This window comes from Bacillus carboniphilus, from assembly GCF_020524035.2.
Classification (GTDB): domain Bacteria; phylum Bacillota; class Bacilli; order Bacillales; family JAIVKR01; genus Bacillus_CC.
On sequence record NZ_CP129013.1, the window covers coordinates 1,682,939 to 1,706,818 of the forward strand.

The window sequence follows — 23,880 nt, forward strand, 5'->3', positions numbered from 1 at the left end:
AATTTATCTATTCCTGTCATTGAAATAGTATACCCAATAGAATGTGAAGTTTTCATTATAATTAGAAAAGAAAAACACCTATTTAGCGTCCTTTTTTTCCCTACTTTTTATACGAAAATAACCTTCCTATTTTCATTTATAGTGGGGGTCACTAGGCCATGTCAGTTTTGAACACTCACTTATAACGTTATAAAAGTCCACGAATATCTATTTTATCAAATATGTTTTTCAATTTATATAAAATTTAATTAATTGTTAAAAATCAGAAGAAAAGGAGCTCGTCCTGCGAGTCTCCTTTTCTTAAATCAATTTACTTTTTCAATCTTTTTCTTCTCTTCTTCTACTAATGTACGTCTTAAAATTTTTCCAACAGCTGTTTTAGGTAATTCGTCTCTAAACTCATAAATTTTAGGTACTTTATAAGCCGCTAAACTCTTTCTGCAAAATTGATCAAGCTCTTCTTCTGATATTGTTTTTCCTTCTTTTAATACAATGTAAGCCTTAACTGTCTCTCCACGATAAGGGTCTGGCACACCAGCAACAACTGCTTCCTGTATATCTCTATGTTCATATAATACTTCCTCTATTTCACGTGGATATATATTATATCCTCCGGCGATAATCATATCTTTTTTTCGATCCACAATGTAGAAGTATCCGTCTTCATCCATATACCCAATATCGCCCGTTGAAAACCATCCATCTTGTAGCACGGCCTCTGTTTCTTCTGGGTTATTCCAATATCCTTTCATCACCTGTGGGCCCTTAATTAATAACTCTCCCCTCTCATTTGGCTTTGCCCTCTCTTCACCATCAAACGATTGAATCTTCGCATCTGTGCTAGGATAAGGCACACCAATACTTCCTAATTTTCTCATTGTCTTTTCCTTAACAAAAAAGTTAGCATGTGTTGTAGGCGACGTCTCTGATAATCCATACCCTTCTATAACGGTACCTCCCGTTATTTCTTCAAATTTTTCTTGCACTTCTACAGGCAGTGGTGCTGAACCACTAACGCATCCCTTAATAGAAGACAAATCATATTTTTTAATGTCAGGATGATTAAGTAATCCGATATAAATCGTCGGAGCCCCAGGAAAAATAGTCGGTTTAATTTTTTGAATTGTTTTTAACACTTCTTTCACATCAAATTTTGGTAAAAGAACCATCTTATATGCGTTCATCACACTTATATTCATGACCGTGGTCATTCCATAAACATGGAAGAATGGTACAACTCCTAAAATGGACTCTTCCCCTTTTTCACAATTTAACCATTGTACATTCATCATTGTATTAGAAACTAAATTTTCATGTGTTAGCATAACACCTTTTGGAGAGCCCGTCGTTCCTCCAGTATATTGAAGAATTGCAACATCCTCTTTCGGATTGAATTGATAATCAATTTCTGAGGTCTCTGACTGTTTCATAATTTCTGTCCATAGATGGGAATCACCTTTATGTTCAACATCAACAACGACGTTCTGTTTTCTCCCTTGAACAATCGGATAGAGGACATTTTTAGGAAACGGCAAATAGTCCTTCAAACTGGTAACAATGACATGCTTTAACTTGGTTAACGCTTTCACTTTTGATACCCTTGGGTATAATAAATCTAATGTAATTACGATGTCAGCACCACTATCGTTAATCTGATATTCTATCTCTTTTTCCATATACAGAGGGTTTGTTTGAACCACGATACCACCAGCGAGTAATGTCGCGTAATAAGCAATAACAGATTGTGGACAATTCGGAAGCATAATAGACACTCTGTCCCCTTTTTCCAATCCTAAATACTTCAAATAATTAGCCATTTTCAGCGAACTTTCATAAACTTCTTCATAGGTCAATTTCTTTCCTAAAAAATATATAGCTGTTTTTTGAGGGTACTCTTGGGCTGTTTTCTTTAAATATTCTTGAAGAGGAATATCATCCCATTCAACTTCTGTCGCTAACCAATCTGGGTATTTTTGTAACCAAGGTTTTATTGTATCCATTAAATATCTCTCCCTATATACTAGATCCTATTCTACTTTTTTTAGTTTTTCTTTTTCTTCTTCAACTAAAGAACGCCTTAAAATTTTTCCTACAGCTGTCTTTGGCAATTCCTCTCTAAATTCATAAATTTTAGGTACTTTATATGCAGCAAGGCTTTTTCTACAAAACTCATCTAGTTGTTCCTCCGTTAACGTTTTACCTTCTTTCAAAACAATAAAAGCTTTCACGGTTTCACCACGATAGGGATCAGGTACACCGACAACAACCGCTTCTTGGACATATTCATGTTCATACAAAACTTCTTCGATCTCACGAGGATAAATATTATAACCACCAGCGATAATCATGTCTTTTTTTCGATCAACGATATAGAAATATCCATCTTCATCCATATATCCTATATCTCCTGTTAAAAACCAGCCATCCTTTATTACTGCGCGAGTTTCATCTTCTTTTTTCCAGTATCCTTTCATTACTTGTGGTCCTTTTACCCAAATTTCCCCTTTTTCGAATGGCTTAGCCACTTCCTCCCTTCCATCTAGTGGTTTAATCATTGCATCAGTACTGGGCCAAGGAATACCAATACTTCCCTTTCTTCTATTTCCTTTTTCCTCACCATAAACGTTCGCATGAGTTACTGGCGATGTTTCAGATAACCCATAGCCCTCAATTACTGTACCTCCTGTTACTTTTTCAAACTTGTCTTGAACCTCAACTGGTAAAGGTGCAGAACCACTTATACATCCCTTAATGGACGATAAATCATACTTTTTCACATCTGGATGATTTAGTAGAGCAATATAGATTGTTGGTGCACCTGGGAAAAGAGTTGGTTTTAATTTATGAACAGTTTTCAAGACGGTTTCAGCATCAAATTTAGGTAATAAGATCATTTCATACATTTCAATGACACTGTAAAACATCACCATCGTCATACCGTAAACATGAAACAAAGGAACAACTCCTAGCATAGACTCTTTCCCTTTTTCAAGTGAAAACCATTCAGTACACATTCTAATATTTGACAGAATATTTTCATGAGTAAGCATGACACCTTTTGGAAAACCAGTCGTTCCACCTGTGTATTGAAGAATGGCCGTATCCTCTTTTAAATTACATTGAAGTTTAATTTCTGAAGGGTGAAAATGTTTGAGGATCTCTGTCAAGAGATGAGTATCTCCTTTATGTTCAACCTGAACAACAACGCCATGTTCTTTTCTTTGCATAAAAGGATAAACAAGATTTTTCGGAAATGGTAAATAGTCTTTCATTCTCGTGACAATAATATGCTTTAACTTTGTTAACGCTTTCACTTTAGTCACTTTTGGATATAATAGATCTAATGTAATGATAATATCTGTGTCACTATCGTTAAGTTGAAATTCTAGTTCTCTTTCCATATAGAGCGGGTTTGTTTGTACAACAATACCTCCTGCTTGTAATACTGCAAAATAAGCGATGACCGCCTGCGGACAATTGGGAAGCATAATGGAGACTCGATCCCCTTTTTCAAGTCCTAAATGCTGTAAATAGTTAGCTAATTTAAGTGAGCTCTCATAAACTTCATCATATGTTAGCTTTTTTCCTAAAAAGTGAACAGCTGTTTTTTGAGGATGTTCTTCTGCTGCTTTTTTTAAATAGGCATGAAGCGGGATATTTCCCCACTCTATTTCTTGAGGAACTCTTGATGGGTAATGTTTAAGCCATGGTTTTTCAGTATTTATCAAACGTTTCTCCCCCTTTGTTTGATTCATTTGAGAGGTTATTCAAACTTCCCCTAAATTTTTGACCAACCTCTTTAAACCTTTATCAAGATTATACCAAACTTGAATTCAGAAATATAAATATTTTCGAACTTTTTATTTATATATCCAGTTATTTAGTTAAAAAGAACTAAAAAAGAAGCTAAAAGTCCCAGAAAACAGAACTTAAAGCTTCTCTTTACTACAAAGTAAACATTAAATAAAATATTCCAATAATCAAAAACAACGTGGAACAGATCATTAACACCTTCGCCAAAGTTTCCATCTTCTCCACTCCCTAAATCGCTGAACCAATCACAAACGACAAGCCAACAGAAATAACTAATGATATAAATCCTACCGCTCGATTATCTTTTTTGATTTCCGCATCAATTTTAAATCTAGGTGTCATAAATTCAAAAATAAAATAACCAAATAATAATAAAATAAATCCATATAGTCCCCAGCCAATCATTTGAAAGAGAGAGTCATGTTGCTCTATAGAATACCTGAAAATGTTACATATCCCTAATATCTTTCCTCCCGTCGCTATCGCTACGGCGACGTTTCCTTTTTGAACTTGCTCCCAATTTTTATATGAAGTGACTAACTCGAAAATCGATAAAACAATAATACACAAAACAACAACACTGTAATATGCCGCACTTTGAACAAGTTGATTTTCCCAAAATCCATTCATACGTAAATCTCCTATTTATTTATTTTAACTCAACAACCGTTACACCTGTTCCTCCCTCTGATGCTTCACCGAACCGAATCTTTTTTAACGGAGCGGTTATTTCTTAAATATTCTCTCACTCCATTTCTTAATGCTCCTGTTCCTTTTCCATGGATAATTGAAACTCTTGGGTACCCAGCTAGCATCGCATCATCAAGGTATTTTTCCACTCTTAAAAGGGCATTTTCGTACCTTTCTCCTCTTAAGTCTAGTTCAATTGAAACATGAAAGTCTTTCCCTTTGACAGATGAAATAGCTTGCTTATGCTCTTGTTTAGGAGTCGAAACATATTGTAAATTTTTTTCCTCAACGTTCATTTTCATAATTCCGATCTGAACTTGCCATTCTTTATCATTAATTTTTTTAATTAAACTTCCTTTTTGATCGAGATTAATGATCTTTACTTCATCCCCAGATTGAAAATTCCGATTAGAAATCTGCATTGATTGAGATTTTTTCTTTTTAGATTTCATCTCAAATTCAGGTAAAGATTCTTTTAACTTCTTTTTCGCCTCAATTAATTCATGCTCTTTAATATTAGCATGTTTCTCTTTTTGCATTTTCCTTAAATGACGAATGATTTCGCTTGCTTCTTTTTCAGCTTGATGCAGTTTTTCTTCTGCTTCAGCCTTTGCTTTTTCATATACTGCATCAAGCTTTTCTTGAAAGTCATCATTTTGACCTTCCCATTTTTTTCTTAGTTCTTCCGCTTCCCTCCGCAACCTTTGTGATTCAAGCAACTCTTCTTCTGCACTTTTTTTCGATTGTTCTAAAGAAGAAATCATCGAATCCACTTCATTTTGCTCAGAGCTCATCAATGCTCGAGCATCACTAATCACATGTTCTTGTAGACCAAGACGTCTAGAAATTTCAAAAGCATTACTTCTCCCTGGGACGCCAATTAACAATTTATACGTTGGACTTAATGTTTCAACATCAAATTCAACACTCGCATTTGTTACACCTTCTCGATTATATCCGTAAGCTTTCAACTCTGGATAATGTGTCGTTGCTACTACTCTTGCTCCGCGATGATATACTTCATCTAAAATTGAAATCGCAAGGGCTGCTCCTTCTTGAGGGTCAGTTCCTGCACCAAGTTCGTCAAATAAAACAAGACTTCGATCATTAGCCTTATGCAAAATTTCAACAATATTGACCATGTGAGAAGAAAATGTACTCAACGATTGTTCAATAGATTGTTCATCACCTATATCAGCGTAAATATGTTCAAACACGGCCATTTTTGAACCCTCAAGTGCTGGAATTTGCAAACCTGACTGTGCCATCAAGGTAAACAAACCAATCGTTTTAAGGGTCACCGTCTTTCCACCTGTATTCGGTCCTGTAATCACCATCATGGAAAAAGGAGTTCCAAGCTCAATATCATTGGCGACTACTTCATCAGCAGGTATTAACGGGTGTCTCGCCCTCTTGACTTGAATCATTCCTTCATCATTCATTGTTGGCATGGACGATTTAGTTGCTTTTGCATATCTTGCTTTCGTGAACATAAAATCCACTTCTGCTAAAACGTTAACATTATGCAAAAGCTCATTTGCTACTTCAGCAACGGAAGAAGATAAGGAGATTAATATACGTTCAATCTCTTGTTTTTCTTTTACTTTTACTTGTTGTAATTTATTATTTAATTCAACGACCGCTTGAGGTTCAATAAATAACGTTTGACCTGAGGAAGATTGGTCATGAACAATACCTCCATAAGCAGCTCGATATTCTTGCTTAACTGGCAATACATAGCGGTCGTTTCGAATAGTGATAATGGCATCGGATAACTGTTTTTGTGCAGCAGAAGATCTTGTCATTCCTTCCATTTTCTCGCGCACCCTTGCTTCTGTTAACCGCAATTGACTTCTTAACGTTTGTAATGTAGGACTTGCAGAATCAACAAGACCCCCGCTCTCGTTTATACAACGATAAATTTCCTTTTCTTGAGTCGTTAACTGGGCAATTTGGCTGATATAATCATGTAAATGAGGAAGGTTAACGTCCTCTTCCTCAAGTACTTTTTCGATAAAACGCTTCACATTCCTTGAAGCATACATCGTCCCCGCAATCGATATCAACTCATCTGGTGATAACACACCACCAATTTTTGTTCGCTTTACATTTTCTTTTACATCTGTTAATCCGCCCAATGGGATATCTCCATTTAAACGTAAAACTGTGCTAGCCTCTTCTGTTTGTTGTTGAAGCTTTTGAACCTTAGACAAAGTATTGGCTGGTAAAAGTTCGATTGCTTTTGCCTTTCCTAAAGAGGAAGAAGCGTAATAGGCTAATTGTTCACGTACTTTATCAAATTCTAATACTTTCGTCGCTTGCATTTTTCTCTCTCCTTGCTTAACAGCTTGCTTCATTTATTTGTACAAAAAATCTTTTAATTGGTTTACATCCATCGTATTTAAAACGTTTCCGGACAAGATTCTTGCCCTTCTAGCCGCGGCCACTCCAATATTCATATGCCCTAACATATCAATATTATGAGCGTCCGTGTTTATAACCAGTCTTACCCCTTTCTTTTGTGCTTTTACTAAGTGTTCCATACGTAAATCTAATCGATTAGGGTTGGCATTTAACTCTAATGCCGTGTTTGTTTCTTTCGCCAGCTCAATAAGCCCATCCACGTCAATCTCATAGCCTTTTCTTTTCCCAATTAATCGACCTGTTGGATGAGCAATCATGTTAACATGATGATTTTTTAAAGCCACCTTTAAACGCTCCATAATCTTTTCTCTATCTTGAGAAAAGTTAGAGTGAATCGAAGCAATGACAAAATCAAGTTCTTTTAAAACGTCATCATCAAAATCTAACGTTCCATCCGGTAAAATATCCATTTCAATTCCTGAGAAAATATAAAAATCATGATATTTTTTATTTAACGCATCAATTTCTTTCTTTTGTTCCCTCAAGCGTTGTGGTGTTAAACCATTGGCTACCTTCAAAAACTGTGAGTGGTCCGTTATCGCCATATACTGATAGCCTTTTTTTCTACAAGCCTCTGCCATTTCTTCAATTGTATAAGCACCATCACTCCATGTTGAGTGCATATGTAAATCACCTTTTACATCCTTTTGGTCAATAAGTAGTGACAGTTCATCTACCTTGTCCACTTCCGAACCATCAATTCGCAATTCAGGTGTAATAAAAGGCAAGTCAAAATGATTAAAAAATGCTTCCTCTGTTTCAAAATGCTGTATTTCTTCCGTCTCAACTTTTTCAACACCGTACTCACTAATCTTTTCCCCGCGCTCTTTTGCTAATTGTCTCATTTTAACGTTATGGTCTTTCGAGCCTGTAAAATGATGTAACGTAGTAGCAAACTCTTCTTTTTTCACAAGGCGGAAATCTACACTCACATGATAATCATACTCAAGTTCAATCGATACTTTCGTATCCCCATTTGCAATGACATCCACAATATGAGGAATAGATAGAAGCTGTTCCCTCACTTTTTGAGGGTGATTGGTTGATATAATAAAATCTAAATCCTTTATCGTTTCTTTTAACCTTCTGATACTACCTGCCCTAGAGAACTGCTCAATAGAATGGAAAGATTGCAAGATATTTTCTATATCATCAGCGACCGGAAGCATAAACGCTAAAGGTAACCGCTCAGGTCTACTTCCTAACTCTTCAATCTCGGCTAATATTTTTTCTTCTGTTTTTTTACCGAAACCCGCTAATTCTTGCACTTTTTTCTCTTCACAAGCTTTTTTTAATGTTTCAATATCAATAACTTGCAATTGATGGTATAGTTTCGCAATTTTCTTCCCACCTAATCCAGGAAGTTTCAGCAAAGAGATTAGCCCTTGTGGGACATCTTGTTTTAATTCTTCGAGCACAGAAGATTTGCCGGTTTCAATAAACTCATTAATAACGGTGGCTGTTCCTTTACCGATTCCTTGAATTTTCGTGAAATCCTCTATATTCGTTAAGCTCCGTTCATCTTGTTCAAGGGCATTAGCCGCTTTTCTAAAAGCCGATATTTTAAAAGGATTCTCTCCTTTTAACTCCATATGAACAGCAATCGTTTCGAGTAGTTTGATCACATCTTTTTTATTCACCATCATTTACACCCCACATCCAATTATCCATTAGCTCTATCATATCTTTTTTTACACAATAAAACAAAAAAGATAAGGGAAAACAACCCTCATCTTTTTTCTATTAAATACTGACATAATCAATCCAAAGAGCTTGAATCTTAGACGAAAAATATGGAGTATGATTCACCATCATTTTTGCAATGACTGAACCATCCATCGCTGTTTGTAACTGCTCGATAGGAAGTAAAGCTGCAATAAACAGAAGGATAAACAAAATTAAATAAACTTCTAAAAAACCTAAAAGAGCCCCTGCATATCGATTCAATTGTTTCAAAATTGGCAACATTGCAACAAAGTCAAGCATTGATCCTATGATTTGTAAAAGAAACTTTGACCCTATGAATAGAATAACAAAAGCAATCGCCAGGTAATAAGCCTGTTCTAAGTTATCACCTTCTAATAAAGCAAAAACCGGAGCAGTTGAACTGAAAGATGGATATGGAATCCATAAGTTAAGGTGTGGTGCTAAGTCATCATAATAAAACACGGCGACTATATAGGCAACAATAAAACCAGTTAAATGAATGGTTTGCAAAATAAAACCTCTTTTAATGCCAACTAACAAACCACTAAATAAAATAAACAGTAAAAGCAAATCAAGCATGTGTTTCAATCCTTTTCCTCAAGTAATGATTCTAATGCTTCATAATCTTCCTTTAATTTTAAATAATCATGAACAACATTAATCGCCGTCAAAACAGCTAATTTATTTAAATCTAGGGAAGGGTTTTTATCACTAATTTCTCTCATTTTTTCATCGACAATGGACGCCACACTTCTCATGTGGCTAATACTTTCAGGTCCAACAACTGAAAATTGTTGACCATATATATCAACTATTGCTTTATTTTTACGTTCATCAGACAAGATTGGAGCCCCCATCCTTTACAATCCTAAACCTTATAATAACATGATCTATTAAGTTATGGAAAGATAGACATGGAAACGATAAAATAAAACTACAATGAACACCACCATCATATATTATTAAACTGATTATTTAAGATGTTGTTTATGATACATAAAGAAAAAGGAGGAATTTGATTGTCACATAAAGTAATGAAGGTCGATAAAAAGCGCTTGGAAGAAATGAAAATGTTCTATAAAAAATATCAAAAGAATGTCGTTCCCTCTGGAGCCATTTTTACAGCTAAAAAGGATTTATGTACTATTACAGCTTATCACTCTGGAAAGGTTCTCTTTCAAGGGAAAGGCGCAGAGAACGAAGCAAGCTTTTGGGATAAAGGAGATCAGACCCCCCAATCATATAATAAGGGTTCAGCTGATAAGCAAGCCCCTTTACAACAAAAGAAAAAAGCGAGTTCTGTTCGTAATCATACCTTTCTACCTCCTCAAAATATTGCTGATATGAGTATCATTGGAACGGATGAAGTAGGTACTGGTGATTATTTTGGTCCTATAACGGTAACAGCAACTTATGTCAATCATGATGATATAGAACTAATGAAGGAACTTGGTGTAAAAGATTCAAAACATCTAACAGACAAACAAATCGTTGAGATAGCAAAAATATTGATCAAGCATGTACCTTATAGTTTACTTGTCTTACATAATCCAAAATATAATCAACTTCAAAAATCAGGTATGTCTCAAGGAAAAATGAAAGCTATTTTACATAATCAAGCGATTAGTCATTTATTAGATAAGATTTCTCCAGAAGAGCCAGAGGCGATTTTAATTGATCAATTCACATTACCCACCAACCTATTTCAAATACCTTCAAGGGAAAAACGTTCCAATGAAGGATCTCACATATTTTAAAACAAAAGCTGAAGGCATACACGTTGCTGTAGCAGCCTCATCCATCATCGCAAGATATTCTTTTTTAAAAGAGATGGACAAGCTATCTGAAATGGTAAACATTGAAATACCCAAAGGTGCGAGTGCAAAAGTTGATCAAGTTGCCGGAAAGATTATAAAAAAGTATGGAGTCGAACAGCTCGATGAAATGACAAAAAAAACATTTTGCAAATACAGAAAAGGCGAAAAAAATAGCAGCAAGACTTTAAGAAAAGCGCAAGCTCCCGTTTAGTAACCAAAGAAAGCACCATCCAAATAAGGACCTATTTATATACTTTCTTACTCTTTAACATAGACAAAAAGACTCGTCAAAATTGACGAGTCTTTTTGTTTTATTATGATAAGAAAAATTAACTTCTCAAAGTAGCAGCAAATTTCTCTTCTAACACTTTTAATACTTTTTCATGCTTACTTGTCACTTCTTCATCTGTTAATGTTTTTTGTGGGTCTAAATAAGTCAGTCTATATGCAATCGACTTTTTCCCTTCAGGTAAGTGTTCTCCTTCGTAAACATCGAAAATAGAAACTTTCTTAAGCAAGTTTCCTCCTGTAACACGGATTTGTTCTTCTAAATCTCCAGCTACAACTTTTTGATCAACAACAAGAGCAATATCTCTTGAAATAGAAGGATACTTTGGAATAGCCTTATATTCCAATTCAGGAACAATAACATTCATAAGGCTTTCTAAAGCAAGCTCAAACACATAAGTTTCTTGTAAATCATGCTCTTTTTGAACAGTTGGATGAAGCTGTCCTATATAACCGATAAGCTTACCATCAAAGATGATCTCAGCTGTTCTTCCTGGATGCAGTCCTTGTCTTTTCGCCTGCTTATATTCCACTAAGTCTAAAACATTTAATGTTTGAAGAACACCATCAACAATGCCTTTTGCCACAAAAAAATCTAAAGGCTTCTTTTCTCCTTGCCAAGGATGACTCTCCCATAAACCTGTCAATGCTCCTGACAAACGCTCTTTTTCTGTTAGCGTTTCATTTTCTTTTAAAAAGACCGAACCGATTTCAAATAAAGCTACCTTCTCTGATTGTCTTGCTATGTTATGCTTTAAAGCTTCAATTAAATGTGGAATTAAACTCAATCTAAGAGCACTTCGGTCCTCACTCATCGGCAAAGCTAGCTTTGTTAATTCAGAATCTTCTAAGGCAAACTGCTTCGCTCTTTGCTCACTTGATAAAGAATACGTAATGGCTTGGTATAGTCCTGCTCCTTCTAAAAAGCGACGAACTTTTCTTCTTTTTTGCTGATACGTCGTTAACTGTCCAGGGGTTCGCTCTCCTACTGGTAAAGTAGTTGGGATGTTGTCATAGCCATACAATCTAGCAACTTCCTCAATTAAATCTTCTTCAATTGAAATATCTCCCCGTCGAGAAGGAACATGAACAATTACTTTCTCTCCAATTATTTCAACGTCAAATTGCAAACGTCTGAAAATATCACTGACTTCTTCTTGTGTAATGTTGGTACCTAAGGTAGCATTAACTTTTCCAACCGTTGTGGTGACTGTATTTACTTTCCAATCATACGTATCTACTTCAACTGACCCTTTCAACACAGATCCACCTGCTAGTTCTTGCAACAGTTTTGCCGCTCTTTCTGCCGCTAAACGGACACGACTTGGATCAATGCCTTTTTCAAAACGAGTGCTTGCCTCACTTCTTAAGTTATGGGCTTTTACAGAACGACGAATGCTCTCTGGATTAAAATAAGCGGCTTCAATTAACACGTTTGTAGTATCAGATTGAACTTCCGTATTCGCTCCGCCCATGACTCCTGCTAAAGCAATTGGCTCACGTCCATCAGTAATGACTAACTGATCTGAAGATAGTGTTCTTTCTACTTCATCCAATGTAGTTAACGATTCACCTTGCTTAGCAAAACGTACTAGAACCTCCTTAGAAGAAATTCGATCATAATCAAACGCATGTAAAGGTGTACCATACTCTAATAAAATGAAATTAGTAATATCAACTACATTATTATGTGGTCTAATCCCAGCAGCCATAAGTCTTGCTTGAAGCCATAGAGGAGAAGGAGCTATTTTAACATTCTCAACGACTTTAGCAATGTATAATGGATTCGCTTCAGCATCTTCTACTGAGACTGCAACAGTTGCATCTGTTCTTTTTTCAACTGCTTGATGCTCAGTTGGAGGATAGCTTACCTCTTTATCTAAAATTGCCGCCACTTCATGTGCGACGCCAAGCATACTTAATGCATCCGCTCGGTTAGGTGTTAAACCTAATTCTAACACCGTATCATCCAAGTGCAATTGAGCTAAAGCATCTGCTCCCACTTCAACATTTTCAGGGAAAACGAAGATTCCTTCTGCATACTCTTTAGCAACCAGCTTGCCCTCTACTCCTAGCTCTTGCAAGGAACAAATCATGCCATGTGATTGCTCACCTCTAAGTTTTGCTTTTTTTATTTTAAAGTTACCTGGTAATACCGCTCCAACCTTAGCGACAATAACCTTTTGACCTTTATCGACATTCGGAGCACCACAAACAATTTGCACTGCATCCTCTCCCCCAATATCAACTAGACAAACGTTTAGCTTATCAGCATCCGGGTGTTGATTTTTTTCTAAAACGTGACCAATTACGACACCTTTTATTCCTTCATTAAGCGTTTCAACGCTTTCTACTTCAATTCCTGACCTTGTAATTTTTTCTGCTAAATCACTTGGTGAAATTCCTAATAGATCAACATATTGTTCAAGCCATTTATATGAAACGTACATAGAGCCAACCTCCTTATAGTTGTTTAAATTGTGATAAGAAACGCAGATCATTCGTGTAAAAATGACGAATATCGTCAATTCCATATTTGAGCATGGCAATTCGTTCTTGACCAATCCCAAAAGCAAAACCTTGATATTTTACAGGATCAAATCCAGCCATTTTTAACACATTTGGGTGAACCATGCCCGCTCCTAATACTTCAATCCATCCCGTTCCTTTACAAACGTTACAGCCTGCCCCGCCACATTTAAAACATGATACATCTACCTCAACTGAAGGTTCGGTGAACGGGAAAAAGCTTGGACGCAAGCGAATTTCTCTTTCTTCACCAAACATCGCCTTTGCAAACACTTCTAACGTCCCTTTTAAATCACTCATTCGGATATTTTCATCAACAACAAGACCTTCTATTTGAGCAAATTGATGAGAATGGGTGGCGTCGTCACTATCTCGTCGATACACTCTTCCTGGACAAATAATTTTCACTGGACCTTTCCCTTCAAATTGCTCTAACGTGCGAATTTGTACGGGAGAGGTATGTGTTCTTAACAATGTTTCTTCGTCGATATAAAAAGTATCTTGCATATCTCTTGCAGGATGAGCCTTCGGAATATTTAGTGCTTCAAAGTTATAGTAATCAGACTCAACTTCTGGTCCTTCAGCGATTGAATAGCCCATGCTTAAGAACAGATCCTCAATTTCCTCTGTTACAGCTGTAAGAGGATGGGTTCCACCTTGCAATATTGGGCGTCCTGGTAGCGTTACATCCACTGTCTCATTCGCTAATTTTTTCATTACTTCTTCTTCTTCTAATTGCTGTTGCTTTAAAGAAATTTTATTAGCGATTTCTTCACGAACAACATTTGCTAATGCCCCTATTTTCGGACGTTCCTCTTTTGAAAGTTTCCCCATCCCTCTAAGCACTTCTGTTATCGGGCCTTTTTTTCCTAAATACGATACGCGAATCTCATTTAATTTTTTGGAGCTTTTCACTTCATTTATGGCATGGATTGCTTCTTCTTTTAAATGCTGTAGCTTTTCTTGCATGCTTGATCCTCCTTTTTTAAAAACGGAAAAACACAAAAAACTCGCCCCAAAAAAGGGACGAGTTCGTCGCGTTACCACCCTTGTTAGTGATTTTTTTAAAATCACTCACCTCAGCTCACAATAACGGTGTGATCACCGAACCGCCTTTACACGTCTGTGGTCTAGGCGTCAACTCGAGAGGTGAACTTCATATGCAGCATACATTAAAACGCTTCCAGTCTATGGCATTTTATCCCTTGTATGTCACTCACATATTACTCTTCTCTGTCATCGTTTTTCCGTTCTTTTTGTTGATTTTTATTATATGTAATACAAACAGTAAATGCAACCCTTAATAACAAGGTTAAGTCACAACCCATATCCCAATAGACATAGCTAAGAAAACCATCCCACCGCAAAACATTAATATTCTCAACGCAAGTGTATGATGATTTTTGGATACTGTTTTAAACAACTTATGAAAACCCATGAATATCCAACCTGTTATTAAGAAAAAACCCGTGTCGTCAAATCCATCATTTGTTTCCTTATAAAAATCTTCAGCTTTTTTTGAAAAGGTAAAGTAAAAGGTGAATATACTTAAGAGTCCAGTAATAATCGACACACCTAGTACCTCCATAAATCCCATTCCAACGCTCCTCTCTTCTTAAAAAGACTAGCGATAATAATACATCAAAATCCCTGCCGCAACAGCTACATTTAATGATTCAGCTTGTCCATAAATAGGCAAAGAGACATTTACATCTGTTTGGGTCAACAGCTGTTTATTCATCCCCTTCCCTTCATTCCCAACAATGATAGCAAAACGAGAAGGCTTTTCAAGCTTATTATAGGACTCACTATTTTCCAAAGCTGTTCCAATGACCTTTATTTGATGATTTTTCAAATGTTCAATAGCCTGACTTAAATCTTCTTTTACAATTGGCAGGTGAAAAATGGAACCTTGGGTAGAACGAATCACTTTACTGTTATATAAATCAACCGTTCCTTTCCCTATAATAACTGCATCAAAACCAGCCGCATCAGCTGTACGAATCATCGTCCCTAAATTCCCTGGATCTTGAACGCCATCGACTAGTAAAAATCGTTTCTTTGTAAAATCAATAAGAGTGGTACTCATATGACAAACGGCTACTACTTCTTGGGATGTTTCCGTTTCTGACAACGACTTCATTACTTGTGTCGTAGTACTAATAATATCGGCCGTTTTCCAATGATTTGGGATTTCCACTCCCTCTGTTTTGATAATCTCTTCAACTATCCCTTTATACTTCAGTGCTTCTTCAATTAAATGAAATCCTTCTATTAAAAAAAGTTGTTGTTTTTCTCGATATTTCCGTTCGTGAAGTTTTCTCCATTTTTTCACTCTGTCATTTTGAGCCGATTCAATTTTGATCAATTCTAGACACCTCTATCTCACTTACTTCTCTTATTTTAATGTTTACTTTTCAAGAAATCCTTATTTATACATTAATATGTTTTTTACAACAAGCCCCTGCGTCGCTAAACGGGCGCTTCCGCTTTTCTTTTGTCTAGCTACAGCGCATAGCCACTAGAGGTTATAAACCACAGAGAACAGAAGATAAAGAACATCTTCTTTTTCTCCGCGTTTTATACTTGTCGTGACTGTTCAATGCGCTTCCGCTTTTCTTTTTATACTACAATATTTACATGAAAATTGAAATGTAGGAAACATTAAAAGTATCAAGAATAAATGAGGTGAAGAGATGAATTTAAATTTACGACATGCCGTCCTTGCTAATGTTTCCGAAAATACACCAGCACAATTAGAAGATACGATAGTAGATGCGATTAAAAGTGGTGAAGAAAAAATGTTACCAGGATTAGGCGTTCTGTTTGAAGTGATTTGGCAAACCGCAAACGAAGCTGATCGTGAAGAAATGCTTCAAATATTAGAACAAGGGTTAAAGAAATAATGAACTCAATAACTTTATATTAGATTTTAGCTAGTGTTCCTTCTCGATAATTAGGGTCACTAGCTTTTATTTCGAACATTACAAACATCTCATTGTTCGCCTTATTACCACCTAGAAATGATCTAATTTTCTGATAGAATAGTGTGACATATAAAAGATGGTTGTTTATAATTGGAATAATAAATACACTAAATAGGGGATGTAATTTAAATGATGCCGAATTTCAAAAATCTATACTCGATAAAAGATCCCTCCCAATGGAAATCAACCTACAATGAAGAGATAAAGAAATTAGATAAACTATACCAAGAAGAGGAACAATTACTATATAAATACTATATTGATGGACAAAAACCTAAGAGAATGGACGAAATAGATACCATCAAAACGAATATTTTGATGGACAAAAGTCTAAAAAAAACACTTATTGACGTGGAAAGAAACCCTAAAAGACAATAAATTATGGAACAGAAGACTCGAAGTTTTTTTATCTAAGCTTAATATTGAAGAACTAGAGTGTCATCCAACTATAAGTAGGATTCAAAATGAACTTCAAGAGAAATTAATGAATCAAACATTTTTTATTAATGGTGAGGAGTACAGCATAGGAAAGGTACAATCGACTGTTATGGAGAATGGTGATCGTGAACTGCGAAGAAAACTGTTTATGCAATCAAGTAAAATTGCCAAAGAAAATGAAACTCTTTTTAGAGAGCTATTGAAAATTAGAAATACACTTGCTCAACAACGTGGATTCGACAATTATTATGAACTTGTTTTCAACCTTAAAGAAATTAATACTAATACATATTTTAAAGAAATGAATCTCTTTTTTAGAGAAAACAAAAGAAAAAACGGAATATTGGAATGAAAAAATTCAAAAGAAGTTTAATTGGAAAACCATCCATCACTATGATCAATATTATACTACCTTTAACTTTCATGAAATTGATCGAAGTCAATTCACATCGAAAAAAATAATAGAAGTGTTAAAAGATATTACAGAAACCATAGGATTAGATATGAATTCTCTTCCTATGTCTATTAAACTTTTAGAAATCCCTTATGGGGGGATTTTGTATGAACATTTCTCCTGATGATACTAGATTAGTCATTAACAAACGAGACAGCTATTCCGCTTTCTTAACAGGAGTCCATGAATTAGGGCATGCGATTGACGGACATCTGGGCTCCTATGAATATCCAGAACTATACCGTTTTTATTCTAGTATTGCAGCTGAGGGGATAGCTGAATTATTTCAAACCATCCCAACAGATCCAACGTTCCTTAAGAAAAGTTTCACTGTTTCTGAAGAAACTTTGTCACACATCCAAGAGTTAGAGCAATTAACTTCTCTAAACATGGTGAAAATCAATTATTATTATAGTTTAGTGGAATACGAACTGTATAAGGATCCAGATGAGGATTTTCATGAAATTGCTTCAAAATGTTATAAACAAGTTTTTGGATATAACGGAGAAGTGTTCCACCCAGCTAGTGAATTATTTTACATTGAACTTCCTGTATTTTTCCAAGATTATAATTATGCTTTAGCTACAAGGGAGATGATCCGACACAAATATAAGTTAAATAGCCTCTATAACCAAGAAGATGTTTTTAACGAGATCGAAGAGAAATATATAAAACCTTGTCAACTTTTAACATGGAGTGAAAGGGTAAAGCAACTCTGTGGTGAAGAACACACCTTCAAATATTTAGCAAAAAGGGTCAATAAAACCATAGAATCTTCTACTTAAGAAAGACTCAAAAAGCTGCACTTCATAGGTTAAAAACTTTTATCTATTGAGGTGTAGTTTTCACTTAAACACTCTATCATAAGAGAAAGCTTTAAGCAGTGTAATTCAACTAACACCAAATAGAATTGTTTAAATTTCCCACTTTACTTTCAAATTTCTAAATAATATAAATATACCTGTTCCCAATAATAGTAAGTAAAGGATACTTGGATAAGAATCACTCCAAGATAATTCACTTATCCAAAGCATTTGTGTGACCTCTACACTGTGAAACATCGGAAAAATTTTAGCTATAACTTGGATATATTGGGGCAATGAATCAATTGGTAACACAATTCCTGAAGTAAACAGTAAGGCTATAAAAAAACCAGAGGATACTAGATTGGCTGTTCTAGAAGATTTTATAAATAAAGCAAGTAAAAACCCTATAGAATAAAAGATATAAATGATCAAAAAATAGAGTAGAATAAATATGGTGGTTTCAAAGAGATTCATAAAGTAGGATGCACCGTACACAAAAAATGATAGTGACATAAATAAACATGTTGAAATGATACTGAATAAAGAGAAGGCAGCCATTAGTGAAAGGAAGTAATTTCTCATATTAATGGGGTAAGTACTATACCGTTTTAATACACCTTGCTCCTTCAACTCCAAAATGGTAATAGGTATTCCCATTAATCCCACATTTGCTAGAAGAAAAACGATATTGATTGGAACCACTGTATCGATCCCGAGTACATTTTCACCAAAGTGGGTTTGCTCATCTCCAAACACCCCGCCAAAAACAATCATTAAAATAATCGGAACGACAATCAAAAAAAACAACGATATAGGTTCACGTAAAAGGGCTTTTATCTCGATTTCTAGAAATGCCATTCCATTCTCACTCCACTTCTTCCAAGTATTCCCCTGTATAATAAAAGTAAATATCCTCTAAATTTATGGGGTGAATATTATATTTTGGAGATAAGTGAATAGAACGAATTGAATCGTAATCTTCTCTCCTAAAGAAATAATTGTAAACAGAACCAGATATCTTTATATCAAATAGGATGTTTTCTTTCTCTATAATTTTATTCAATTCTTCAATGTTTCGTTCTCTAGTTTTAATTACATATCCTTTATCAAAATGTTCAATAAGATCAGTTGTTTTTCCTTCTAAAATGATTTTTCCTTTTTTAAGTAGATAAACAAAATCACTATACTGAGCAGCTTGATTTAAATAATGGTCAGATACTAGAACAATTTTATTTGAAGCATACTCTGTAATCATGTTCCAAATTTCGTCTCGGCTAAACGTATCTAAACCTGATACAGGCTCATCCAAAACGACAATCTCATAGGAGGGCATAAACAGCATCGCAATCAATACTCTTCTCTTTGTACCTCCTGAAAGTTTTTTTGTCATAATATGATAATATTCTTGCAATTTAAACTTTTCTAGAAAGGCATAAGGATCAATATTCAAGTTAAACAGCTCTTTAACTAACTGTAATTCTTCACCAACGGTACAGTTTTTCCTTAACGTATTATGTTGCGTCAAAAAGCCTACCTTCTTTTTCATTTTAATGTCATCTTTGCTCGATCCATTAATTTCTATTTTTCCCTTATCGTATTTTCTAAGTCCTACAAGGGTCTCTAAGAGTGTCGTTTTTCCACTTCCGTTTGGACCGGCAATTAAATAAACGCCTGGGTCTTGAATGAATATGTTAATCCCATTTAATATTGGGTTCTTTCCATATCTTTTTACTAGAGAATTAATCTCAATTCCCAATTTACACACCCTCTCACCTTAGTTTTAATTTTTGATGTAAAAGAACCTATACATGAAACATAATGAAATAAAATAATTCCCCGAAGAAAAAAGAGACTGAAAATTGAAATTATTAAGTTGTTAAAAATACACCCTATTCTTATGTAACTTTCAGACTACGAATACTTGAAACCATTATACTATAATGACTAGTTAATATCTGTATAAAATGATGAATTTATCTTTTTTAAGATGAATCACAATTAGCGATAAATCAAAATTTTGCTTCTCAAATAAAATTTTTTAAAAAAATGAAACCTTTCTTTCTCTCATCCGTATTAACACTTACTAGGACTGTGGATAATTCTATATAGGAGGAAAAGAGGATGGTCATCGTATTAAGAATTGTATTAATAGGCTTATTCATTTTCTTCATTTATACTGCCTTTAAATATATTTTAAATCCTAAACGAAAGCTTGATCTATCACAGGAACAAAAGCGGTATTATCTTTTAGATAACCGAGAACATGTACAGAAGAATATGCAGCTTACGTATAAAGGTGCTTTATTTGAAGGAGAGAAATATTTAGGTACTACGGAACAATCCTTTGAAGTCATCTCGATTTTTATTTGGTGCAAAAAAGAAGAACAACTTCAAGGGCTTCAATAGTGAGGACTTCCGATTTCTAGAAGAAAAAATAAAAGAACACTATCCTTATGCAAAAATTGATTGGAAAAGTCCAATTAAAGAGTTGTTGACCAATGAAAAAAGCTAACTCACTCGGAGTTAGCTTTTTTCATTATTTATTTAATTGCGCTTTAGCAGCATCTGCTAATTGAGCGAATGCTTGTTCATCTGAAACCGCTAAGTCAGCAAGCATTTTACGGTTGACTTCGATACCAGCTAATTTTAAACCGTGCATTAAACGGCTATAAGAAAGTCCATTCATGCGAGCAAGCTGCATTGATACGTGTAATCCATAGTTTACGGAAATCACGTTTTTTCTGACGACGATCACGATAAGCGTAGTTACCTGATTTCATGACCTGTTGATTTGCTACTTTATATAAACGGTGTTTAGAACCGAAATAACCTTTAGCTAACTTAAGAACCTTTTTACGACGTTTGCGAGTTACTGTACCGCCTTTTACACGTGGCATAGTGTATTCCCTCCTATTGCTTCATTTTCGAATTATTTAAGATTGTCTAACAAATGACGAATACGTTTGAAGTCACCTTTACTTACAACAGTAGCTTTACGAAGCTTGCGTTTTTGTTTAGTTGATTTATTCGCAAATAAATGGCTTGTGTAAGCGCGAGAACGTTTTAGTTTACCTGATCCAGTCTTTTTAAAACGCTTTGCAGCGCCACGATGAGTTTTCATTTTAGGCATAAGGTGTTTCCTCCCTTTTATTTCTTTTCTGTATTAGGTGCTAGAACTAAGAACATACTACGTCCGTCCATTTTTGGAGCCGATTCAATCGTACTTAAGTCAGCACACTCTTGAGAAAATCGATCTAACACGCGTTGACCAATTTCTTTATGGGTAATGGCACGACCTTTGAATCGAATACTCGCTTTAACTTTATCGCCTTTTTCAAGGAATTTACGCGCATTACGTAATTTTGTGTTAAAGTCATGTTCTTCAATTGTCGGACTTAAGCGAACCTCTTTCAAGTGAATCACTTTTTGATTTTTACGTGCTTCTTTTTCTTTTTTCTGTTGCTCGAAACGGTATTTACCAAAGTCCATAATTCTTGCAACAGGTGGTTTGGCACCAGGTGCAACTAAAACTAAGTCTAAGTTTGCACGTGTAGCAATTTCTAAAGCTTCTTGACGAGATTTAATTCCTAATTGATCACCATTTGCTCCAATTAGACGAACTTCACGAGCACGAATGCCCTCGTTTACAATCATGTCCTGCTTGCTAATAAGTAGCCACCTCCATGTTATATTAACTGAATAGCTTGAGCTAAGTTCAGCTGTTACAAATCTTTAAACCCACTAAAAAACGTGTAGGTACAAAGCACCCACACGTGTTGATTACGTAGTTAACAAAATCTCCGTGAACCTGATAACTGCTTTTCTAGCGTCAAACAGGTGAGAAGCGGGCGCCTCTTCTTGTATCAGACTATTCAATTACTCTATACATACTATCATAAGGATAAACCATTCGTCAATATTTTTTTTATCAGCGATTGACTTCCTCGGAAATTCGCTCAATAAACATATTGAAATCGACGGTTTCAGATTTTTGCTCACCATATTTTCTCACATTTACTGTATGCTCTTCAACTTCGTTATCTCCTACAACAAGCATATAAGGTGTTTTTTGCATTTGGGCCTCACGAATCTTATAGCCAATTTTTTCGTCTCTACTATCGACCTCTACTCTTAACCCTTTTTGTTGCAGTTTTTCTTCTACTTGTTTTGCATAATCTAGATGAATAGAAGGAGATACTGGAATCACTTGAACTTGAACCGGTGCAAGCCATGTCGGTAAAGCTCCTTTATATTCCTCAATCAAAAAGGCGACAAAACGTTCCATCGTTGAGACAACTCCGCGGTGAATAACAACCGGTCTATGATGCTTCCCATCTTCACCTACGTAAGTCAGATCAAATTTCTCTGGCAATAAGAAATCAAGCTGGACCGTTGATAATGTTTCTTCCTTACCAAGAGCCGTTTTTACTTGAACATCAAGCTTCGGTCCGTAAAAGGCCGCTTCACCCTCTGCTTCATAATAGTCAACATCTAACTCATCCATTGCTGCCTTTAACATCTCTTGTGCTTTTTCCCACATTTGATCGTCATCAAAATATTTTTCTTTGTCTTCTGGATCACGGTAAGAAAGGCGGAACGAGTAATCGTTAAGACCAAAGTCTTTGTATACCTCTTCCACTAATCGTACGACACGAATAAATTCATCTTTAATTTGGTCAGGACGGACAAAGATATGAGCATCATTCAATGTCATTCCTCTTACTCTTTGTAAGCCGCTTAACGCACCTGACATTTCATAGCGATGCATTGTCCCTAGCTCGGCAATTCGAATTGGAAGCTCTCTGTAACTATGCATCTCATGTTTATAAACCATCATATGATGTGGGCAATTCATCGGACGTAATACTAAATCTTCATTATCCATCGACATCGCCGGAAACATATCATCTTGGTAATGCTCCCAATGTCCTGACGTTTTATACAAGTCAACACTTCCTAATACAGGAGTATAAACGTGTTGATAGCCAAGCTTTTCTTCTTTATCGACAATGTAGCGCTCAACAATTCTTCGAATCGTTGCCCCTTTTGGAAGCCATAACGGCAATCCTTGTCCAACTTTATCAGAATTTGTGAATAGCTTTAATTCTTTTCCAATCTTTCTATGGTCACGTTCTTTTGCTTCCTCAAGCAAACGAAGGTGCTCTTCTAAATCAGCTTTTTTGAAAAAGGCTGTTCCATAAATACGTTGTAGCATCTTATTGTTACTATCTCCACGCCAATAGGCACCCGCTAAATTTAGTAATTTAAATTCCTTAATTTTACTAGTTGATGGCACATGTACCCCTCGGCAAAGGTCAAAAAATTCTCCTTGCTCATAAATAGACAGTACTTCACCTTCAGGGATATCATCAATTAACTCAAGTTTTAATTCATCACCAATGCCTTCATATATGTTTTTCACTTCATCCCTTGGAAGCTCTTTTCGTTCAACAACGAGATTTTCACCAATGATTTTTTTCATTTCTTTTTCTATTTTCGGAAGGTCTTCAGGTGTTAACGATTCTTCCATATCAATATCGTAATAAAAGCCTCCATCAATGACAGGTCCAATGCCAAGTTTTACGTTGTCATATAGCCTTTTAATCGCTTGGGCCATTAAGTGAGCTGTACTATGACGAAGAATCTCAAGAGCTTTCTCATGATCTGGAGTGACAATTTCAATCTTTCCGCTTTGAAGAATTGGGAAGCGTAAATCTAGTAGTTCTCCATCAATCATTCCAGCAAGAGCTTTTTTCTTTAGACCTGGACTTATTGAAGCAGCAACTTCTTCTGTTGTTGTACCTTGTTCAAACTCTTTCTTATTGCCATCTGGAAATGTTAGTTCAATCATTGACATATTTCACTTCTCCTTTATTAATAAAACTTTAAACACAAATAAACCCCGCCCCCAACAAGGGACGAGGTAA

General features: G+C 35.5%; 20 protein-coding genes, 3 pseudogenes and 2 other annotated features. Of the genes and pseudogenes, 6 read left to right on the forward strand and 17 right to left on the reverse strand.

The annotated features are described in order from the left end of the window. Positions 1 to 305: 305 nt before the first annotated feature. From LC087_RS08630 to zapA, 7 genes and pseudogenes are all read right to left on the reverse strand, one after another. Positions 306 to 2,000: a long-chain-fatty-acid--CoA ligase gene (locus LC087_RS08630; protein ID WP_226539233.1), complete on the reverse strand. Its 1,695-nt coding sequence runs from the start codon at positions 1,998 to 2,000 to the stop codon at positions 306 to 308. Positions 2,001 to 2,027: 27 nt separating this feature from the next. Then, positions 2,028 to 3,725 carry a long-chain-fatty-acid--CoA ligase gene (locus LC087_RS08635; RefSeq protein ID WP_226539286.1) on the reverse strand — a complete coding sequence of 566 codons (1,698 nt, stop codon included), beginning with the start codon at positions 3,723 to 3,725 and terminating at the stop codon, positions 2,028 to 2,030. Between the two features lie 316 nt (positions 3,726 to 4,041). Then, positions 4,042 to 4,443 carry a DUF350 domain-containing protein gene (locus LC087_RS08640; protein ID WP_306020662.1) on the reverse strand — a complete coding sequence of 134 codons (402 nt, stop codon included), beginning with the start codon at positions 4,441 to 4,443 and terminating at the stop codon, positions 4,042 to 4,044. Between the two features lie 19 nt (positions 4,444 to 4,462). Then, positions 4,463 to 6,827: pseudogene (locus LC087_RS08645) on the reverse strand (endonuclease MutS2). Positions 6,828 to 6,860: 33 nt separating this feature from the next. Next, positions 6,861 to 8,573, reverse strand: a complete 1,713-nt coding sequence (polX, locus tag LC087_RS08650) for a DNA polymerase/3'-5' exonuclease PolX (protein WP_226539230.1) — start codon at positions 8,571 to 8,573, stop codon at positions 6,861 to 6,863. 97 nt (positions 8,574 to 8,670) lie between these two features. Beyond that, positions 8,671 to 9,213, reverse strand: a complete 543-nt coding sequence (locus LC087_RS08655; protein WP_226539285.1) for a CvpA family protein — start codon at positions 9,211 to 9,213, stop codon at positions 8,671 to 8,673. A 5-nt stretch (positions 9,214 to 9,218) separates the two neighbouring features. Further along, complete coding sequence (zapA, locus tag LC087_RS08660) at positions 9,219 to 9,476, reverse strand: cell division protein ZapA (protein WP_226539229.1); 258 nt, start codon at positions 9,474 to 9,476, stop codon at positions 9,219 to 9,221. A 177-nt stretch (positions 9,477 to 9,653) separates the two neighbouring features. Between zapA and rnhC the strand changes: the two are divergent. Beyond that, positions 9,654 to 10,639: pseudogene (gene rnhC, locus LC087_RS08665) on the forward strand (ribonuclease HIII). Between the two features lie 141 nt (positions 10,640 to 10,780). Here the strand turns inward: rnhC and pheT are convergent. The 4 genes from pheT to LC087_RS08685 form a co-directional block, all read right to left on the reverse strand. Continuing rightward, positions 10,781 to 13,189, reverse strand: coding sequence for a phenylalanine--tRNA ligase subunit beta (gene pheT / locus LC087_RS08670; RefSeq protein ID WP_226539227.1), 2,409 nt, complete (start codon positions 13,187 to 13,189; stop codon positions 10,781 to 10,783). Between the two features lie 13 nt (positions 13,190 to 13,202). Continuing rightward, positions 13,203 to 14,237 (reverse strand): phenylalanine--tRNA ligase subunit alpha, encoded by a 1,035-nt coding sequence (gene pheS / locus LC087_RS08675; protein ID WP_226539226.1) that lies wholly within the window; start codon positions 14,235 to 14,237, stop codon positions 13,203 to 13,205. Between the two features lie 50 nt (positions 14,238 to 14,287). Next, positions 14,288 to 14,517: a binding site (T-box leader), on the reverse strand. 63 nt (positions 14,518 to 14,580) lie between these two features. Then, complete coding sequence (locus LC087_RS08680) at positions 14,581 to 14,865, reverse strand: hypothetical protein (RefSeq protein WP_226539225.1); 285 nt, start codon at positions 14,863 to 14,865, stop codon at positions 14,581 to 14,583. Between the two features lie 27 nt (positions 14,866 to 14,892). After that, positions 14,893 to 15,636: a TrmH family RNA methyltransferase gene (locus LC087_RS08685; protein WP_226539224.1), complete on the reverse strand. Its 744-nt coding sequence runs from the start codon at positions 15,634 to 15,636 to the stop codon at positions 14,893 to 14,895. Positions 15,637 to 15,964: 328 nt separating this feature from the next. Between LC087_RS08685 and sspI the strand changes: the two genes are divergently transcribed. The 4 genes from sspI to LC087_RS08705 all read left to right on the forward strand — a co-directional run bounded on the left by sspI (position 15,965) and on the right by LC087_RS08705 (position 17,932). Then, entirely contained in the window at positions 15,965 to 16,174 is a 210-nt protein-coding gene (gene sspI, locus LC087_RS08690; RefSeq protein ID WP_226539223.1) for a small acid-soluble spore protein SspI, read from the forward strand. Positions 16,175 to 16,384: 210 nt separating this feature from the next. Next, positions 16,385 to 16,633: a hypothetical protein gene (locus LC087_RS08695; RefSeq protein ID WP_306020668.1), complete on the forward strand. Its 249-nt coding sequence runs from the start codon at positions 16,385 to 16,387 to the stop codon at positions 16,631 to 16,633. A 106-nt stretch (positions 16,634 to 16,739) separates the two neighbouring features. Beyond that, positions 16,740 to 17,045, forward strand: a complete 306-nt coding sequence (locus LC087_RS08700) for a M3 family metallopeptidase (protein ID WP_306020670.1) — start codon at positions 16,740 to 16,742, stop codon at positions 17,043 to 17,045. Between the two features lie 209 nt (positions 17,046 to 17,254). Beyond that, positions 17,255 to 17,932 (forward strand): hypothetical protein, encoded by a 678-nt coding sequence (locus LC087_RS08705; RefSeq protein WP_306020672.1) that lies wholly within the window; start codon positions 17,255 to 17,257, stop codon positions 17,930 to 17,932. A 129-nt stretch (positions 17,933 to 18,061) separates the two neighbouring features. Here LC087_RS08705 and LC087_RS08710 read toward each other — a convergent pair whose 3' ends face one another. Together LC087_RS08710 and LC087_RS08715 are read right to left on the reverse strand one after the other, a co-directional pair. Beyond that, positions 18,062 to 18,811: an ABC transporter permease gene (locus LC087_RS08710; protein WP_226539221.1), complete on the reverse strand. Its 750-nt coding sequence runs from the start codon at positions 18,809 to 18,811 to the stop codon at positions 18,062 to 18,064. Between the two features lie 7 nt (positions 18,812 to 18,818). Then, entirely contained in the window at positions 18,819 to 19,709 is an 891-nt protein-coding gene (locus tag LC087_RS08715) for an ABC transporter ATP-binding protein (protein WP_226539220.1), read from the reverse strand. A 365-nt stretch (positions 19,710 to 20,074) separates the two neighbouring features. Here LC087_RS08715 and LC087_RS08720 point away from each other — a divergent pair, with 365 nt between their 5' ends. Then, the gene (locus tag LC087_RS08720) at positions 20,075 to 20,359 is read left to right on the forward strand and encodes a sigma-w pathway protein ysdB (protein ID WP_371932669.1); all 285 of its coding nucleotides are present in this window, start codon (positions 20,075 to 20,077) and stop codon (positions 20,357 to 20,359) included. Positions 20,360 to 20,489: 130 nt separating this feature from the next. Here the strand turns inward: LC087_RS08720 and rplT are convergent. From rplT to thrS, 4 genes and pseudogenes are all read right to left on the reverse strand, one after another. Continuing rightward, positions 20,490 to 20,850, reverse strand: a pseudogene (gene rplT / locus LC087_RS08725) (50S ribosomal protein L20). Positions 20,851 to 20,882: 32 nt separating this feature from the next. Further along, entirely contained in the window at positions 20,883 to 21,083 is a 201-nt protein-coding gene (rpmI, locus tag LC087_RS08730) for a 50S ribosomal protein L35 (protein ID WP_226539217.1), read from the reverse strand. 17 nt (positions 21,084 to 21,100) lie between these two features. Further along, complete coding sequence (infC, locus tag LC087_RS08735) at positions 21,101 to 21,607, reverse strand: translation initiation factor IF-3 (protein WP_226539216.1); 507 nt, start codon at positions 21,605 to 21,607, stop codon at positions 21,101 to 21,103. 84 nt (positions 21,608 to 21,691) lie between these two features. Next, positions 21,692 to 21,819, reverse strand: a sequence feature (ribosomal protein L20 leader region). Positions 21,820 to 21,881: 62 nt separating this feature from the next. After that, the gene (gene thrS, locus LC087_RS08740) at positions 21,882 to 23,810 is read right to left on the reverse strand and encodes a threonine--tRNA ligase (protein ID WP_226539215.1); all 1,929 of its coding nucleotides are present in this window, start codon (positions 23,808 to 23,810) and stop codon (positions 21,882 to 21,884) included. Between the last annotated feature and the right edge of the window lie 70 nt (positions 23,811 to 23,880).

Coding starts and splice junctions, on each gene's coding strand:
- LC087_RS08695 (WP_306020668.1), top strand. CDS start 16,385: ATGATGCCGAATTTCAAAAATCTATACTCGATAAAAGATCCCTCCCAA.
- LC087_RS08655 (WP_226539285.1), bottom strand. CDS start 9,213: ATGCTTGATTTGCTTTTACTGTTTATTTTATTTAGTGGTTTGTTAGTT.
- LC087_RS08710 (WP_226539221.1), bottom strand. CDS start 18,811: ATGGCATTTCTAGAAATCGAGATAAAAGCCCTTTTACGTGAACCTATA.
- LC087_RS08630 (WP_226539233.1), bottom strand. CDS start 2,000: ATGGATACAATAAAACCTTGGTTACAAAAATACCCAGATTGGTTAGCG.
- sspI (WP_226539223.1), top strand. CDS start 15,965: ATGAATTTAAATTTACGACATGCCGTCCTTGCTAATGTTTCCGAAAAT.
- pheT (WP_226539227.1), bottom strand. CDS start 13,189: ATGTACGTTTCATATAAATGGCTTGAACAATATGTTGATCTATTAGGA.
- LC087_RS08705 (WP_306020672.1), top strand. CDS start 17,255: ATGAACATTTCTCCTGATGATACTAGATTAGTCATTAACAAACGAGAC.
- LC087_RS08680 (WP_226539225.1), bottom strand. CDS start 14,865: ATGGGATTTATGGAGGTACTAGGTGTGTCGATTATTACTGGACTCTTA.
- thrS (WP_226539215.1), bottom strand. CDS start 23,810: ATGTCAATGATTGAACTAACATTTCCAGATGGCAATAAGAAAGAGTTT.
- infC (WP_226539216.1), bottom strand. CDS start 21,607: ATGATTGTAAACGAGGGCATTCGTGCTCGTGAAGTTCGTCTAATTGGA.
- polX (WP_226539230.1), bottom strand. CDS start 8,573: ATGATGGTGAATAAAAAAGATGTGATCAAACTACTCGAAACGATTGCT.
- rpmI (WP_226539217.1), bottom strand. CDS start 21,083: ATGCCTAAAATGAAAACTCATCGTGGCGCTGCAAAGCGTTTTAAAAAG.
- pheS (WP_226539226.1), bottom strand. CDS start 14,237: ATGCAAGAAAAGCTACAGCATTTAAAAGAAGAAGCAATCCATGCCATA.
- LC087_RS08700 (WP_306020670.1), top strand. CDS start 16,740: ATGAATCAAACATTTTTTATTAATGGTGAGGAGTACAGCATAGGAAAG.
- LC087_RS08640 (WP_306020662.1), bottom strand. CDS start 4,443: ATGAATGGATTTTGGGAAAATCAACTTGTTCAAAGTGCGGCATATTAC.
- LC087_RS08720 (WP_371932669.1), top strand. CDS start 20,075: ATGGTCATCGTATTAAGAATTGTATTAATAGGCTTATTCATTTTCTTC.